This is a genomic window from Tunicatimonas sp. (genome assembly GCF_049647865.1).
Classification (GTDB): domain Bacteria; phylum Bacteroidota; class Bacteroidia; order Cytophagales; family Cyclobacteriaceae; genus Tunicatimonas.
Window position 1 is genome coordinate 1 of record NZ_JBARYM010000223.1, and the last position, 14,405, is coordinate 14,405.

General features: G+C 43.0%; 15 protein-coding genes. 6 read left to right on the plus strand and 9 right to left on the minus strand.

What is annotated here, in order from left to right:
- Positions 1-216: 216 nt before the first annotated feature.
- The 6 genes from WBA23_RS06915 (at position 217) to WBA23_RS06940 (ending at position 7,003) form a co-directional block, all read left to right on the plus strand.
- Positions 217-999, plus strand: coding sequence for a hypothetical protein (locus WBA23_RS06915; protein WP_424581522.1), 783 nt, complete (start codon positions 217-219; stop codon positions 997-999).
- Entirely contained in the window at positions 999-3,074 is a 2,076-nt protein-coding gene (locus tag WBA23_RS06920) for a ComEA family DNA-binding protein (protein ID WP_424581523.1), read from the plus strand. Before WBA23_RS06915 ends, WBA23_RS06920 begins: the two co-directional genes overlap by 1 nt.
- A 128-nt stretch (positions 3,075-3,202) precedes the next feature.
- On the plus strand, positions 3,203-4,102 hold the full coding sequence (locus WBA23_RS06925) for a mechanosensitive ion channel family protein (RefSeq protein WP_424581524.1): 900 nt from the start codon (positions 3,203-3,205) through the stop codon (positions 4,100-4,102).
- Positions 4,103-4,295: 193 nt separating this feature from the next.
- The gene (locus WBA23_RS06930) at positions 4,296-4,967 is read left to right on the plus strand and encodes a TetR family transcriptional regulator C-terminal domain-containing protein (RefSeq protein WP_424581525.1); all 672 of its coding nucleotides are present in this window, start codon (positions 4,296-4,298) and stop codon (positions 4,965-4,967) included.
- A gap of 8 nt (positions 4,968-4,975) precedes the next feature.
- Complete coding sequence (locus WBA23_RS06935) at positions 4,976-6,301, plus strand: ABC1 kinase family protein (RefSeq protein WP_424581527.1); 1,326 nt, start codon at positions 4,976-4,978, stop codon at positions 6,299-6,301.
- 30 nt (positions 6,302-6,331) lie between these two features.
- Entirely contained in the window at positions 6,332-7,003 is a 672-nt protein-coding gene (locus WBA23_RS06940) for a hypothetical protein (RefSeq protein ID WP_424581528.1), read from the plus strand.
- Here the strand turns inward: WBA23_RS06940 and WBA23_RS06945 are convergent.
- The 9 genes from WBA23_RS06945 to WBA23_RS06985 all read right to left on the minus strand — a co-directional run.
- A complete protein-coding gene (locus WBA23_RS06945) occupies positions 6,972-7,409 on the minus strand; it encodes a HEPN domain-containing protein (protein WP_424581529.1) in 438 nt (145 codons plus the stop codon). The two genes, WBA23_RS06940 and WBA23_RS06945, sit on opposite strands and share 32 nt — an antisense overlap.
- Positions 7,406-7,723 (minus strand): nucleotidyltransferase domain-containing protein, encoded by a 318-nt coding sequence (locus tag WBA23_RS06950; protein ID WP_424581530.1) that lies wholly within the window; start codon positions 7,721-7,723, stop codon positions 7,406-7,408. Before WBA23_RS06950 ends, WBA23_RS06945 begins: the two co-directional genes overlap by 4 nt.
- A 77-nt stretch (positions 7,724-7,800) precedes the next feature.
- Positions 7,801-8,142 carry a n-acetylglutamate synthase gene (locus WBA23_RS06955; protein WP_424581531.1) on the minus strand — a complete coding sequence of 114 codons (342 nt, stop codon included), beginning with the start codon at positions 8,140-8,142 and terminating at the stop codon, positions 7,801-7,803.
- A gap of 5 nt (positions 8,143-8,147) precedes the next feature.
- The gene (locus WBA23_RS06960) at positions 8,148-9,521 is read right to left on the minus strand and encodes a hypothetical protein (RefSeq protein WP_424581532.1); all 1,374 of its coding nucleotides are present in this window, start codon (positions 9,519-9,521) and stop codon (positions 8,148-8,150) included.
- An 8-nt stretch (positions 9,522-9,529) separates the two neighbouring features.
- Positions 9,530-10,159 carry an HAD-IA family hydrolase gene (locus WBA23_RS06965; RefSeq protein ID WP_424581533.1) on the minus strand — a complete coding sequence of 210 codons (630 nt, stop codon included), beginning with the start codon at positions 10,157-10,159 and terminating at the stop codon, positions 9,530-9,532.
- Positions 10,149-10,541: a hypothetical protein gene (locus WBA23_RS06970; RefSeq protein ID WP_424581535.1), complete on the minus strand. Its 393-nt coding sequence runs from the start codon at positions 10,539-10,541 to the stop codon at positions 10,149-10,151. The genes WBA23_RS06965 and WBA23_RS06970 overlap by 11 nt, the downstream gene beginning before the upstream one ends.
- Positions 10,542-10,653: 112 nt before the next feature.
- Positions 10,654-11,409 carry a LytR/AlgR family response regulator transcription factor gene (locus tag WBA23_RS06975; RefSeq protein WP_424581536.1) on the minus strand — a complete coding sequence of 252 codons (756 nt, stop codon included), beginning with the start codon at positions 11,407-11,409 and terminating at the stop codon, positions 10,654-10,656.
- A 2-nt stretch (positions 11,410-11,411) separates the two neighbouring features.
- Entirely contained in the window at positions 11,412-12,455 is a 1,044-nt protein-coding gene (locus WBA23_RS06980) for a sensor histidine kinase (RefSeq protein ID WP_424581538.1), read from the minus strand.
- A 108-nt stretch (positions 12,456-12,563) separates the two neighbouring features.
- The coding region (locus WBA23_RS06985; protein WP_424581540.1) for a fasciclin domain-containing protein at positions 12,564-14,405 on the minus strand (1,842 nt) is incomplete at its 5' end.

Genomic DNA, 14,405 nt, shown 5'->3' on the forward strand with positions numbered 1-14,405 from the left:
GTAAAGTTTCCGTCCGAAAAATCGTCAGTTACTTGCGCAAAGGCACTCGGCATTAGTAGTAAGCAGGCAAAAGCCCAACCTATTTCTTTCAATTTTACGATCATTTATACATCCGTAGGATACTTACGCAATTTACCATGCAGTCTACCGCCAAATGATTGATATTACTTGCTCTTAACACGCAGGTAAGATTCTATGAAAGTTTTCGTCATCATAATGACTCTCTTACTAGGCGGCACCTCTAGTTTCTCTCAGTCGTTGGGTGGCCCGGCGACGGGTATGGGTGAGGCTGGAGTAGCTCAGCGCGATGCTTGGTCGGTATTTTACAACGTGGGCGGGTTAGCCTGGGTAAAACAGACCGCGCTGGTAGCTGGCTACGAGAATCGCTTCGGTTTCTCAGAAGGAATACACGCTGCTGGGGTGGGAGTTATTAAACCACTAAACTTCGGGGTAGGCAGCTTGAGCGTGTACCGTTTCGGAGATGCCTTGTATAGTGAAGACCAAATTGCATTAGGGTTTGGTCACCGTGTTAGTCAGTTCAGCTTTGGGTTGCGCCTCAACGGATATCAGTACCATATTGAAACGGTCGGCACTCGTTTTACTACCGCAGTAGATGTAGGTGGTATTGCCAAATTATCGCCCGAACTCACCTTCGGAATGCAGATCACCAATTTGACTCAAGCCAAAAAATCACGCTTTACCGAAGAGAAGATTCCTACTCAGTTGCAAACCGGGCTAAACTACCGTCCAACGGAAACAATTCGTTTAGTAGCTGAAGTAGAGCACCGAGTACAACACAAAACCAACGCAAAATTCGGGATGGAGTACACAGCACTAAAGAAGATTAACTTCCGCTGCGGAGTGCAAACCACTTACTTCCGACAATTTTTTGGTTTGGGATTAAACCATCGCTTGCTACAGATTGATTACGCCCTACGAACTCATAGCGAATTAGGACTATCACATCAATTGTCATTGGTCTACAAACTGGAGCGCTGATGCGAGTTTTGATCATCGTTCTTTTAGTCAGTGCGTTGGTTCAACAGAGTTACGCACAATCTTCTCCCGAACGAGCCTTTGAAACGCTGTTAGAAAATCTGTTCACCCAGCAGGATGAAGATGTGGCCTACGAAGAACAGTACGAGATACTGTATCAACTGTATACCCAACCGATTAACCTCAATCAAGCCGATGAAGAAGAGCTACAAGAACTATTTTTTCTAAGTAGTCGGCAGATAAGTAATCTACTGCATTACCGCCAACGCTACGGCAATTTACGCACAGTGTACGAGCTACAGTTTATTCCCGCATTTGATCTCACCATTATTCAGCAGATGCTACCGTTTACTTCAGTAGAAATCATGCCGATAGATACTTTATCCTGGGTGGAACGGTGGCAATGGGCAGATAAGTTGCTTATTTTACGGCAAGCTACCACGCTAGAAACTAAGCGAGGCTTTATTCCTCAGGATACGCTCACCGATCCACTTTCACCCACTCCATTTATTGGAAGCAAACCGCAACTTTATACTCGTCTGCGAGTGAGTCGTCGGAATGATTTTAGTTTAGGATTAACATTAGAGAAGGATGCAGGGGAAGCCATCCGGTGGGAATCTGCCCAATCACAATACGGCTCTGATTTTCAGTCGTATCATGTGCAGCTACAAAACCGAGATGCTCTAAAAAATCTTCTAATTGGTGATTACAGCTTGCAGTTTGGTCAGGGGCTATTACTAGGGCAAGGCTTCAACTTAGGGAAAAGTGCTTTTGCGGTTACTTCAGTCGGACGTACTCGCTCGCAAGTTCGTCCGTACACCTCCAGCACCGAATCCGGTTTTTTCCGAGGCGCAACAGCTACGCTTCAGCAAGATATCGGTGCGATGCAGTTGGAATTTACTCCATTTGTCTCTCACCAACGGTTAGATGCTAAGCTACATATCCACAGCGATAGCTCACGGTATTTTCGATCGTTACAGACCAGTGGGTGGCATCGTACCGAAAGTGAGCGTAGCAGTCAAGATCAGGTGCAGGAACAAGTAGTCGGTGGAAATGTGCTTATTAAAAACCGTCGTAAAAACGGGCAGATTGGCGTAAGCTACATCCGTACTGAATTTAATCACCCGTGGCAACGCTTGGGTGAACTACGGAACCGCCACGAGTTTGGTGGAACAGTGAATGAAGGCTGGGGCATCTTCGGAAACTACCGTTATCGGCACTACCATTTTTTTGGTGAAGCAGCTCGCTCTGCTAGCGGTGGTTGGGGAACTGTCGGTGGACTCAGTGCGTCTTTGTCTTCTACCGTAGAAATGGCCTGGGTACTACGGCACTACTCACCCGACTTTCATTCCTTCTACGGCAACGCCCTAAGTGAAGGCTCCCGTCCAATCAACGAGCAAGGATTCTATTGGGGATTGCGAATTGAACCGTTCAAAAAAGCAACACTTTCGGCTTACTACGATTACTTTCGCTTTCCCTGGCTGCGGTTTCGGGTAGATGCTCCATCGGATGGTCGCGAACTACTAGCCCGATTTGATTATCAATTCACCCGTTGGACAAATTTATTTTTTCAAATAAGAGAGGAGCAAAAAGCCATCAACGTAGAAATAGATAGTTTGTCGGTAAAGGTGCCGCTACCGGGCAACAAACGGCAGTTAGCACTGGGAATTACTCACGTTCCACTGGAAGGATTGCGGCTTAATACCCGCTGGCAGCGTACAGCTTACCGCTTAAACCAAGAAACTGACCGGGGCTGGGCGATTGCTCAGGATGTCACCTACCAGCGCGGTCGCTGGAAAACTGATCTGCGCTTTGCCCTCTTTGATGCCGAAGATTACGATACTCGCCAGTACATCTACGAAAACGATCTATTGTATACCTTTTCTATTCCTGCTTATTCTGGTCGGGGTTCCCGCACTTACTGGGTACTGCGCTACAAGCTAAACCGCCATTTGAGTTTCTGGACTAAGGTTGGCCGAACAGTTTACAGTGATCGTAACGTGATTGGTAGCAGCGCAGATGCTATTGACGCAAATACCCGCACCGATGTTCGAGCTCAATTGATTGTGAAGTTTTAGTACATAGAAGCTGAAGGCTGGAAACAAGAGACCGGAAGTTTTTATAGTTTTCTCTTTTCTAGTCTTTAGATTTCGGTTTCCTATCTCCAAATTCTTAAACAAACCGTCGCTATTCAGATTATATTCTCATGCAGGAAAAAATAGTAGAGGCTTTTTCTGATTTTTACGGCGACCTGGTAGCCAAAATTCCTACTATTGGGGTAGGATTGGTGCTACTGCTAATATTTGTCTTTATAGGACTGCTGGCTAAGCGGGTCTTTCGACGACGGATTGCTCCACAAATGGATGACCAGTTATTAGGCAACTTCATCAGCCGTATCATTTTCTTATTATTTCTACTGTTTGGAGTAGTGACTTTTCTGAATCAGGCTGGATTGGGGGCTGCCGCTCAAGGGCTACTAGCCGGAGCAGGAGTTACTGCCATTGTTATTGGCTTTGCCTTCCGGGATATTGGCGAGAACCTGCTATCGGGAGCATTCTTAGCTTTTGGGCGACCGTTTGGCACCGGCGATGTGATTGAGGTGAGCAGCATTATTGGGGTGGTGAAAGGAATGGATTTACGCAATACCCACGTTCGCTCCTTCGACGGACGAGATATATTTATTCCTAATTCTATTCTAGTCAAGAATCCACTCATCAACTATACCCGCGATGGACTGATGCGCCATGATTTTGACGTAGGTATTGATTACGGTGAAGATGTAGTAGAAGCCACTCAGTTTATTATGCAGACCCTAAATAATCATCCTAATCTAGAGAAGTCAGCGGGTTTAGAACCGTTTGTTACCATCTCTAAATTTGATACCAGCACCATCAATCTTAAAACCTTCTTCTGGATTAATACTTTCGACTTTGAAGGCTCTACCCTGAAACTCAAGAGTCAAATCATGACTGAAGTAGTGCGGGACCTGCTACGAGAAGGGTACAACTTACCCGCTGACATCGTTGAATTAAAAATGTATCAACAACAACAGCCCATTCCAATTGACGTACAAGTACACGGTCGGTCATCAAAAAATGGTGAATAGCCGAATTTATTTGCTGGTAGAAACGTTTAATTTTAATTATAAATTATTAAACAAAATAGCCAACTATTCATTTTTATAACCGTGTACAAAAGAGAGAAGTACAGTCATCTAATACCGAATTTTAGCAGAAGCTACTAGCCACCAATTACTTATTCAATCATTTGTTCATTCTATTATTAGTTATCAAATAAATATGGCAACAGCAGCGAAGAAAGGAAAACAAACTGCCGATCAGGGCGAAAAACTAAAAGAGGCATATATGGACTATTTACTTGAGCACGGAAAGACTCCCCCCTCAGTATACCAGTTTATGAACATGCAAAAGAAGAAAGAGGTTGAGTTCTATGACTACTTTAACTCTTTTACCTCATTAGAAAAAGATATTTGGAAAGGCTTCGCTGAGGAGACTATCACCCGTATTCAGAGTGATGCGGTATATATGGAATATTCAGTACGAGAGAAGCTTCTGGCCTTTTATTATACGATGGTAGAAGTGCTAAAAAATAACCGTAGTTACGTAATGCTACGAGTAAATCAGCTACCTGCCCCCGGGCGACGATCCCCCAGCGTTGAGGTATTCAGCCGTCTGCGGGAAACCTTCTTGGAGTACGCTAACGAACTTATTGCCGAGGGCAAAGAAATTGGAGAGATCGTAAGCCGTCCGGTAATCGGCAATCGCTACGACGAAGGATTGTGGCGACAGTTACAATTTGTCATCCAGTTCTGGATAAAAGATGATAGTCAAAATTTTGAGCGTACGGATGAAGCTATCGAAAAAGCCGTCAATCTATCTTTTGATATTATGGGCCGAGGTCCGATTGATGCGGCAGTAGACTTCGCTAAATTCCTGTACCAGCAACGATAAGAACGAGTATGAAAGAACAGAATAAAATTCCCACTTCCAAAGTGCAGCGGGCTACCCGATTTGTGCGTACTGGAGCAAAAATTGGCGGCAATTACGCTAAGTATTACGCTAAAAAAGCGTTGCAACAAAACGTAAGTCGCGAAAGCCTACATGAAGATAATGCTTCCGATATTTACAGCGAGTTAAGCGAACTGAAGGGCAGTGCGCTCAAGGTACTGCAGATGATGAGTATGGATAAAAACCTGCTCCCGACCGCGTATACCGATCGTTTTGCGATGGCCCAATATAGTGCTCCGCCCTTATCGTATCCATTAGTAGTAAAGACCTTTCAGAAATATTTCGGCAAAGGTCCCACTGAGTTGTACGATACATTTAGCCGAAGTGCAAAAAATGCGGCTTCTATTGGGCAGGTACACCAAGCCACGCTAGACGGAAAAAAACTAGCGGTGAAGATTCAGTACCCTGGGGTAGCCAACAGTATTACTTCTGATTTGAAAATTGTGAAGCCATTTGCTATCCGTTTATTTAATATTAACGAACGTGATCTGGAGCATTATCTTCAGGAAGTAGAAGGCAAGCTAGTTGAAGAAACGGAATACGACTTGGAAGTTCGTCGGGGCATGGAAATTTCGGAACAGTGCGGCCATATCGAGAACATCGATTTTCCAACGTATTATCCTGAGCTATCGTCGGAGCGGATTATTACGATGGACTGGTTGGACGGGGAGCACATGAAAGAGTTCATAGCTACGAACCCTTCCCAGGAAGTGCGTAACCAGATCGGACAAGCCCTGTGGGACTTTTACAATCATCAAGTGCACTATATCAAACAAGTTCACGCTGACCCGCATCCGGGCAACTTTCTGTTCCGGCAAGATGGCACCATGGGAGTGATAGATTTTGGCTGCGTAAAGGAAATCCCTGATGATTTTTATCAGCAGTATTTCAGCCTTATTCGTCAGGATATTTTGCTCAAACCCGATCAACTGGACGATATATTTCACGATCTGGCTTTTATCAATAGTAACGACTCGGAAGCGGAAAAGAAGGTATTTAAGGCCATTTTTGTGGAAATGATTCAGCTACTGGGTCGCCCGTTCCACTATGATGAATTTGACTTCGCCGATGATAGTTATTTTACCCAAATTTTTGCGCTGAGCGAGCGAGTATCCAACACTGAAGAAGTACGACGTTCTCGTACCGCCCGTGGCCCCCGCGATGCCTTGTACATTAACCGCACTTATTTCGGCTTGTACAACCTGCTTAATGCACTTCAGGCAAAAATTATTACTCGGAAGCCAACATGGTTGGAAGCTAAAAAGTTGAGTGCCTAACTACTTCCCTTGTCTAGCTTTTCAACCATAGTGAATAAGTGTATTATTTTAGTATTCGTTACTGGATTTGGAACGATAGCTACTCCATTATCAGCTCAGCAGTACCAATACGCTGGGCTGTTTGGAGAAAACGCTTATGACATACAGGTAGTTAAGCAACAAGAAAATAGCAAACCAGTATTGATATTAGAAGAAAAGGAGCGTTACTCTAAGCATACGTTTCACCCCAAGCTAGGTACCGAAAAATGGGTACTACGCGACAAGAAAGAAAAACATAATTTTACAGCTCAACGAACCGACAATCAAATTAAAATTTGGGGCACGTTCCAAGGTGAGTCAGTTGAAAAAACTGTTGATATTGATGAGCGGTTATGGTTTAATAAGTTAGACCACGGGTTAAGTGAATTCGCAGCTTCCGACCAGCAGGAGCTATCATTTTGGGTGTTAAAGCTGGTTTCAGATTTAGACCCGCTGAAGATGGAAGCCAAGAAAGTAGGTACCGAATCACTCACCATTGATGGAAAAACCTACGAATCGGTGAAAGTAAAACTTACCATTGATAATTTTGTGCTTTCTAAGCTTTGGTCGGCCGAGTTATGGTACCGCGCCTCTGATGGGCTTTTTCTGCGTTACGAGGGGGCTAACGGTGGTCCGGGTACTCCTACCACCATTATTGAGTTAGACAAGAAAATTGAGGGGTGACTTTTTGCGTTTTTGTCTTGTTAATCTCTGTCTCTATTATTTTGATCATCTCGTCTACAGATTCAAAGAGAGGCCCAACCATACTGCCATCGTAATCTACCACATTTTCGTAATCTCCTTTTTGCCGCAAATCAAATAACTCAGAAAGAAGTCGCCCGTACTTTTTATCAATTTTACCAGTTTCCACAAAGTAAAGAGAAAATTGAGTTTTAGTGGCTGAATGAGACTTAGTGTGTATATGGTTGAGTACTAGCAGAGCGTTTACTGCGTAAAATACAGCGTAGTAAATCCTATTAGCCGCTGAATTCCAATATTCGCCACGCGCTAGTACCTTTGCTGCTTTTAGAGTTTTCCGAGCTGACTCAATACGATATTTTACGTACTCCGATCGTTCCTCGCTCGTCATAATACAATACCTTCCTGAGTAACATTTTCGTAAAACGGAGTGATACTTTGTTGAGTACGCCACTGCTTTTTTGAGTAGACGAATAAAGAGATAGCCTCACCGGTATCTAGCTCTACATCGTATATTTTATTTCTAAATTTTCTCTCAATTGCTAAATCTACTGGGTAGTCCGTAAGCACCAAAATGTCCCAATCCGAGTCAATCCGCTCATCACCTCGAGCTCGGGAACCATATAAAATGACATCGGCACCGGTATCCACTGCTCTCACAGCATCTCGGATCAATTGACTAATAGATTGTTTATGCGGTTTCATAACTCTACAGTTGATCTATCTCTATCTTAATAACGCTACACATAAGTTAGAGTTTCTAGTCAATTTACCTGAACACTTTACTGCTCTTCCAACACCGATTTACCTCTTGATTGATCACCCGATGTCCATTGCCAATCTTCGTGTAGTCTTAGCTTACCATTAGACATTACTTCGGGAGTAGAATGGCAGATACCGGTCATCAATTCGTCGCGATCGTTCACCTGATGGTAGCGCATATTAATACTTCCATCTTCGTTTACCAGTCCCAGCAAGTGTCCCAACTTGATTTTCCCACCGGAATACTCAGAAGTCAGTATGTTCCCATTTTGTTGGTAACGAAAGACTGTCTCGCTCGAGGTTTCACTATTTTTAGTGTTTTGGACTGGCTTGAAAATCTTGCCATCGTAGTTTACTGTCATCTCTATCACTTACTTTTTGCCTTTTCTCTCACTTGCTCAATAACATTTTCCTTAAAATTATTACTGCTCAGAAATTTCTTCTCGAAAAGTGAAAATTCCTTTTTAGAGATTCCATTCGCGATAGCAGCTTCTTTCCAGGTATTAATATCTAATGTATTCTGTTGAGAGGTATCGAGTAACGACTTCAAGACTGACACCGTTTTTTCTCTACCAAATTGCCACTCAAAGCACTTCAGAATAAGTGGTCCTAGCACGTACCGATAATCACTATTAATTTCGTCAGCTTTTTTTATTTTGGTAAGCGGTACAAAGGTGTTATTACTTATGTGATTAGCGTATTCGGATAACTTCTCACTTGAATACGATTGGCTTACGAATTTTTCTAAAACATAAAAGGATAAATACTCTGCGCCAGACTCCAACCAAAACCAATACAACTCACCCGACATCACATTACTCCCAAAATAATTGTGAGCCAGTTCGTGCCCGAAGAAGCGATATTGATGATCTTTGAAAACTCCTTTGTCCGTTAGCAGTTCTTTGAAATTAAGATTGGCAAATCCGAGGGCTGGATACACGTTGAACCCCCAATTACTGTTTCCCATTGCTTTTACTGCTCGATGGCTAACAATGTAAATATTATCTTCGAACTGCCGATCAAATGTAGCCGCATAGAACTTTTTAATGTCATCGATATTATCGAAAATCTTCTTAGCCACTTCATTGCCAACTTCAACGTTAAGTAAATAGTCACCGTTGACGCTTTGGTAATCATAATTTCCGGCAAAAAGAAATAGAGGAACCGCTTTAGAAGAAGAAAAGTGGGCTATTTCCCCTGGTTGAGGCGAGCTACCGTTAATAAATATACTCCGACAATTTTTGCCTTGTACGGTGATCTCATATGTATAGCGGTCTATGAGTCTATCATTCTTCACATCGTATAAAACCGGATACCACTTAGCTTGCTCGGTGGCCCTTACTGTTTGGCTGTTGATAGCGATATACCCTTTAAAGTCAAACCAATTATAACTACTATCGTAGATGGGAAAAGCTCCGGTGTATTCTACCTTAAAACTAGAGGGAATGCTAAGTGGAAGACCTTGGTCATCAACGAAGTAGTATTCTAGCGCTTCGCCTCTGGTTTCCCCATCGTAGAAGCCATCGTACCTTATAAGCTCTCCGGCACTGTCCTTAAAGTATTTAATATTCATGCCGTGGTTGAGTAGTATCTTATAATCGTCTAAGCCATAGATATCTGAAACTACCAAATCACACTGAAAAACTCCTGTTTCTAAATCTACCGTCACGTTGCCTTCAATATGCTGCGAAAAAGATCTTTCAGCTAAGAATAAAATGAAAATGAACAGAATTAGTCTCATAAAGCTATTTACTTACCCAATAAAGTTAATAATCCATCGGGATGGTGAATAAGGTGTAAAGGATGTAGGCGAGCCAGTGCCTCGGCTGTATTAGCTCCCCAAGATACCGCAATCATATCAATACCAGTTTTTTTTGCCGCATCAATATCGCGGGTTTCATCGCCAATATATGCCATCTCCTGCTGCTGTAGCTGTTGCCGTTTGAGCAATCGCTTGAGTACTCGACTTTTTCCGAATAAAGAAGGTGACGAATAGACAAATTCAAAAAATGCCATACCATTGGCCTCCAGAAACCGCTCTACATTTGATTGAGAATTAGAAGTGACAATGCCTAGTTGGTACATTGTTTTCAATTCTTCAAGCACCTCCTTTATAGAGCTAATGGGTTGAATCAGATGCATCTCTTTCTTCAATTCAGCTTTCATGCGAATAGCAATAGCCGGAACGCGCAGCAGCGGAATCTTTAGTATTTTTAGTGCCTCGCGCGAACGTACTCCCCGAAGCATTTCAATCTCGTGGTCGGCTACGTATCGGTAACCAAACTCTTCAGATAGACGATTGCTAATAGATAAAATATGGGGTAGTGTGTCGGCAATAGTGCCATCAAAATCGAAAACGAGCGTCTTCTTAGCGTTCATCTTCTTTTCGTTCCCGTCGAGATGGAATACCCCCGGCACGCCCAATATAGGTGTTAGAGTTAAAAATGAATATTGCTCCGGCCACTCCCACTACTCCGCCAGCGAAGATTAGTGGTTGACCCCATTCAGCATAGTCTTCGCTCCCGCCAAGTACTCCACCCAAAATAACGATAGAGTACCCAATGGCTGATGTTAGAATACCAGTACGAAACCGATTATGCGATATGCGTAGATTCGTTTGAGTTTCTTCTAACTCAGTGCGTAGCTGCATAATTTCAGCTCGTAGCGAGTCTTGATTGAGCGAAGTTGGCGACGGATTGTTTTGAGCAAACAATGACGTTGAAAAGCCAAGTATGAATAAGAGGGAAGAAAAATAATGCATAGATCAAAGTACGGTTTAGGTATCGGACATTGGGAATTGTATCTTAATGGTTAGAATAGCACGGGTACTAAAACCCAATTCCCCAATTTTAATACTCAAAAATAAGCATAGCTTAGGTATTTAACCAAGCTTTAAAGAAGGTGACTTTCTCTCGGCTGACGATAATGTCTTGTTCGGCAGCAGGCTTTAGGGTTAATTTCAAGCGGCCATTAGCATAATTCTGTATGCCTTGAATAGTATCTATGTTTATAGTGTAGGACCGATTTACTCGAAAAAAGCCTTCGGGAGGTAGCAAATCTTGTTCTAATCGTTCCATGGTATGGTCAATTACGTAGCGCCTAGCTTCTTTGGTAACTAAGTAGACCACTTTCCCATCTGCTTGAAAGTAAGCTACCTCGTTTTGAGTTATAGAGTGATAATGATTCCCAGATTTCACTAAAAAGCGCGATTGGTAAGGTGGGCTTAGCCGAGCGTACATCTGTTGCAAGATTCTATTATCTACTACCGGGCGTATCTGCTGGCGTATAAACCGTTGCAAAGCCGCCTTAAGCTCAGCCGGATCAATCGGTTTAAGTAAATAATCAATGCTATTGAGTTTGAAAGCTTGCAGAGCGTACTGATCGTAGGCAGTGGTAAACACTACCGGAGTGTCTACTTCAATTCGATTGAATATTTCAAAACTGATTCCGTCGGATAGCTGAATATCGAGAAACACCAAATCTACCGGATCTTCTTTGGCAAAGAACTCAACGCAGTCTTCTACTGTATCAAGAGTATCTCGTACTTGTATTGACTCATCGCATTGAGAAATTAGCTCGGTAAGCCGTTCACTGGCGAGAGGCTCATCTTCAACAATAAGTACATCCATAGTTAAACGGCTACTTTTTTCACCAGCGGTAACTTAACGGTATAGTGAGTTTCGCTTTCTTCAACTTGCACCTCTTGCTGAGTTAGATAGGCAAACCGCTGTTGTATATTTTGCAGACCTAACCCTCCCGATTCTATATATGTTTGGCGACGCTGGAGATTGTTACGAACAACTAAATGGTCACCTTTTAAATAAATCTCAATAGTAAGTGGTTTCTTTTTGGAAACAATATTATGCTTGATAGCATTCTCAACCGGAATCTGCATGGCAGCGGGAGGAATAGTGTAGTGCTCCATTTGTTGGTCCGACAAATCCGTATGGATCGCAATGCTTTCGCCAAACCTAATTCTCAATAGGAAAATAAACGCCTCTACAAATTCCATTTCTGCTTTCAAACTCACTATCTCACTCTCCTGATTGTATAGTAAGTAGCGATATACTCGCGATAATTGCTGAATAAAATTAGTAGCTAGATCGGCGTCTTTGTGAACTAACTCGGTTAGTACGTTAAATGAGTTGAATAAAAAATGAGGATTGATCTGGTTGCGGAGAGATTCGAACTGAGATTCGGCACTTATTGTCTTAAGTCGCTCTGCTTCCAGTCGGCTATCCTTCAATTTACTATTAAAGTAGATAATAGCATTTACGGTATGTAGGAATAAATTGATGCGGAAGGCAAACGCTAGAGCCAATTTTAGCAGCGACATGTTCTCCATAAATGCTCCACCCTGCCACAAAGCAGCACCATATACTACCACTAAAGAAGAAAATAGCACATTGATCAGACTTAATAAGAAGTAAGGGATTAGCGGAGTTAGGCGAGAGAAGCTAAGCGCTAAACGTTGACTAACCTGCTTCCAGAGCCAACGATTGATCTCCCATACTAATACCACAACTAAGAGTATTAGTGTGAAAAACTGCCATTTTGCTAACGAGATTTCCAGTAGCTGATCACCACTGGTAAATAAAATATTTAAATAGGAATACCCCGCCAGCAGTAGGATAAATAAGTAGCGATAACGGTGATGAAATATGTTAACATTCATACTACACAATTCCAGTCAACAATTGATGGCTAACATTTGGACAATAAACGAATAAAAAGAAACCCTGACCAAAAGGTTCAGGGTTTCAATATACTACCAAATCGCCTATTATGGTAGTAGAACTTGGTCTATTACATGAACTACTCCGTTGGTAGCCAAGATATTTACTCCAACAATAGATGCATCAGCGCTATCTTCGCTTCCGTCTGCAATGGTAAGGTTATCAGCGTTAATGGTGATGTCGCCACCTAACGTTTCCAATTCACCATTGGTTAAATCGGTTGAATAAAAGTCCTCACCACTAGAAACATGTAGTAAAAGTACTGCTTGTAGGGTTGTTGCCTCTATCTCGTCAATTCCACTTACGCCTAATGCTTGGTAAAGTGCTTCAAAGGCTGCGTCGGTAGGGGCAAATACTGTGAAAGGAGAGATTGTACTACCTCGCTTCTCATCCAGAATGCTTACTAATGGAAGCAGATCAGCGTTATCAGCACTAGCTTGCTCTACTTTGGTGAGAGCTGCTACCAGTTGCGTGAACTGAGGAGCATCACCCTGAGTAGCCGCTACGGCAATCTCCGTTACGGTTTGGCTAGCAGGAATTAATACGCCGTCTACTACGTGTACTACCCCATTGTTGGTTTCAATATCGGCTTCAATCACCTCAATTTCACCGTTGATAAAGAACCCATCGTCATTGTTACTCACGTTAATCTCTCGGAACTTACCATCTACTTCTAAGCGAGAGTGTGTTGCTGAAGCACCATCTTTAAAGTCAGCTACCGCTTTACGTTGTCCGCTTAAGTGGTACAGCAGTATATCACCTAGGTTTTCGGCAGCAAGCAATTCTTCCGCACTAGCAAATCCGTTGTCTTCTACAAATTGGGCGAAAGCTTCATTAGTTGGCAAGAATAGTGTCCAATTAATACTAGGCTCGGTAATTACTGTCACATCAGCGGCTTCTACTGCTGCTAAGAATGTGGTGAACCGACCTTCGGCATCAAATACCGCTGGTTGCAACATGGTGCCGATAGCATCCAGGATGAATTCCGGTACTAATACTTCATCAATTACGTGAACCACCCCGTTGGCCGCTTCAATATTAGCCAAATCGGCAATTACGTTCGTGGTTTCATTAATGACTACTCCGCCATTTCGGTCAATATCCAGATCACTTCCTTCCAAGGTTTCCTCTTCATCGCTTAGCTCAGCAGCTAGCTTACCGCTACTTAGTATGTGATACTCTAATACCCGGCGTAATACGTAATCCGGCACATCTTCTAGTCCGCTTAACTGAACGCCTAACGCATCCGATAACGTAGCTAGTAAATCACCGAAAGCATCGTTGGTTGGGGCAAATACTGTGACGTCGGCATTAAAGTCAGCCGCAACCTCAAGTAAATCAGGGGTACGTTGTAGCGCAGCGACTAGTGTGCTTAGTGCCTCAGTATCAGCCGCTATCTGAGCAATAGTAGCAGGAGGGGCAAGAGATTCAGGTACTAGTACCCGATCAATCAAATGAACTACACCATTAGCAGCCATTACATCGGCAGTAGTAACGGTTACATTTCCGTTAATGACTACTCCGTCAGATTTATCAATGGATAAACTTTCTCCTGATAGGGTTTCTTCCATCTCTTCTAAGTCATCAGCTACTTTAGTTGCACCCAGAATATGGTACTGCAAAATTTGAGCTAGTACATCGTCCGGAATATCATCTAGACTATTGAAGCGAGGGTCTTCTTCTAATAACATAGCGAAAGCCTCATTGCTAGGCGCAAATACTGTTAGCATTGCTTCAGCATTGCCAGCTGCATCCAACAAATCGGGAACCCTTTGTAGGGCATCTACCAAAATACTCAAGTTCTCCGTGCTTACGGCAATTTCAGCAATAGTGGGCTGAGGCAGCAACGACGGGGGCATTAGAACCTGATCAATCAGATGCACCACGCC

Bases quoted from the DNA above. Each gene is read 5' to 3' on its own strand.
- WBA23_RS06935 (WP_424581527.1), top strand. From the start codon at position 4,976: ATGAAAGAACAGAATAAAATTCCCACTTCCAAAGTGCAGCGGGCTACC.
- WBA23_RS06950 (WP_424581530.1), bottom strand. From the start codon at position 7,723: ATGAAACCGCATAAACAATCTATTAGTCAATTGATCCGAGATGCTGTG.
- WBA23_RS06955 (WP_424581531.1), bottom strand. From the start codon at position 8,142: ATGACAGTAAACTACGATGGCAAGATTTTCAAGCCAGTCCAAAACACT.
- WBA23_RS06945 (WP_424581529.1), bottom strand. From the start codon at position 7,409: ATGACGAGCGAGGAACGATCGGAGTACGTAAAATATCGTATTGAGTCA.
- WBA23_RS06965 (WP_424581533.1), bottom strand. From the start codon at position 10,159: ATGAACGCTAAGAAGACGCTCGTTTTCGATTTTGATGGCACTATTGCC.
- WBA23_RS06920 (WP_424581523.1), top strand. From the start codon at position 999: ATGCGAGTTTTGATCATCGTTCTTTTAGTCAGTGCGTTGGTTCAACAG.
- WBA23_RS06960 (WP_424581532.1), bottom strand. From the start codon at position 9,521: ATGAGACTAATTCTGTTCATTTTCATTTTATTCTTAGCTGAAAGATCT.
- WBA23_RS06975 (WP_424581536.1), bottom strand. From the start codon at position 11,409: ATGGATGTACTTATTGTTGAAGATGAGCCTCTCGCCAGTGAACGGCTT.
- WBA23_RS06915 (WP_424581522.1), top strand. From the start codon at position 217: ATGACTCTCTTACTAGGCGGCACCTCTAGTTTCTCTCAGTCGTTGGGT.
- WBA23_RS06970 (WP_424581535.1), bottom strand. From the start codon at position 10,541: ATGCATTATTTTTCTTCCCTCTTATTCATACTTGGCTTTTCAACGTCA.
- WBA23_RS06930 (WP_424581525.1), top strand. From the start codon at position 4,296: ATGGCAACAGCAGCGAAGAAAGGAAAACAAACTGCCGATCAGGGCGAA.
- WBA23_RS06925 (WP_424581524.1), top strand. From the start codon at position 3,203: ATGCAGGAAAAAATAGTAGAGGCTTTTTCTGATTTTTACGGCGACCTG.
- WBA23_RS06980 (WP_424581538.1), bottom strand. From the start codon at position 12,455: ATGAATGTTAACATATTTCATCACCGTTATCGCTACTTATTTATCCTA.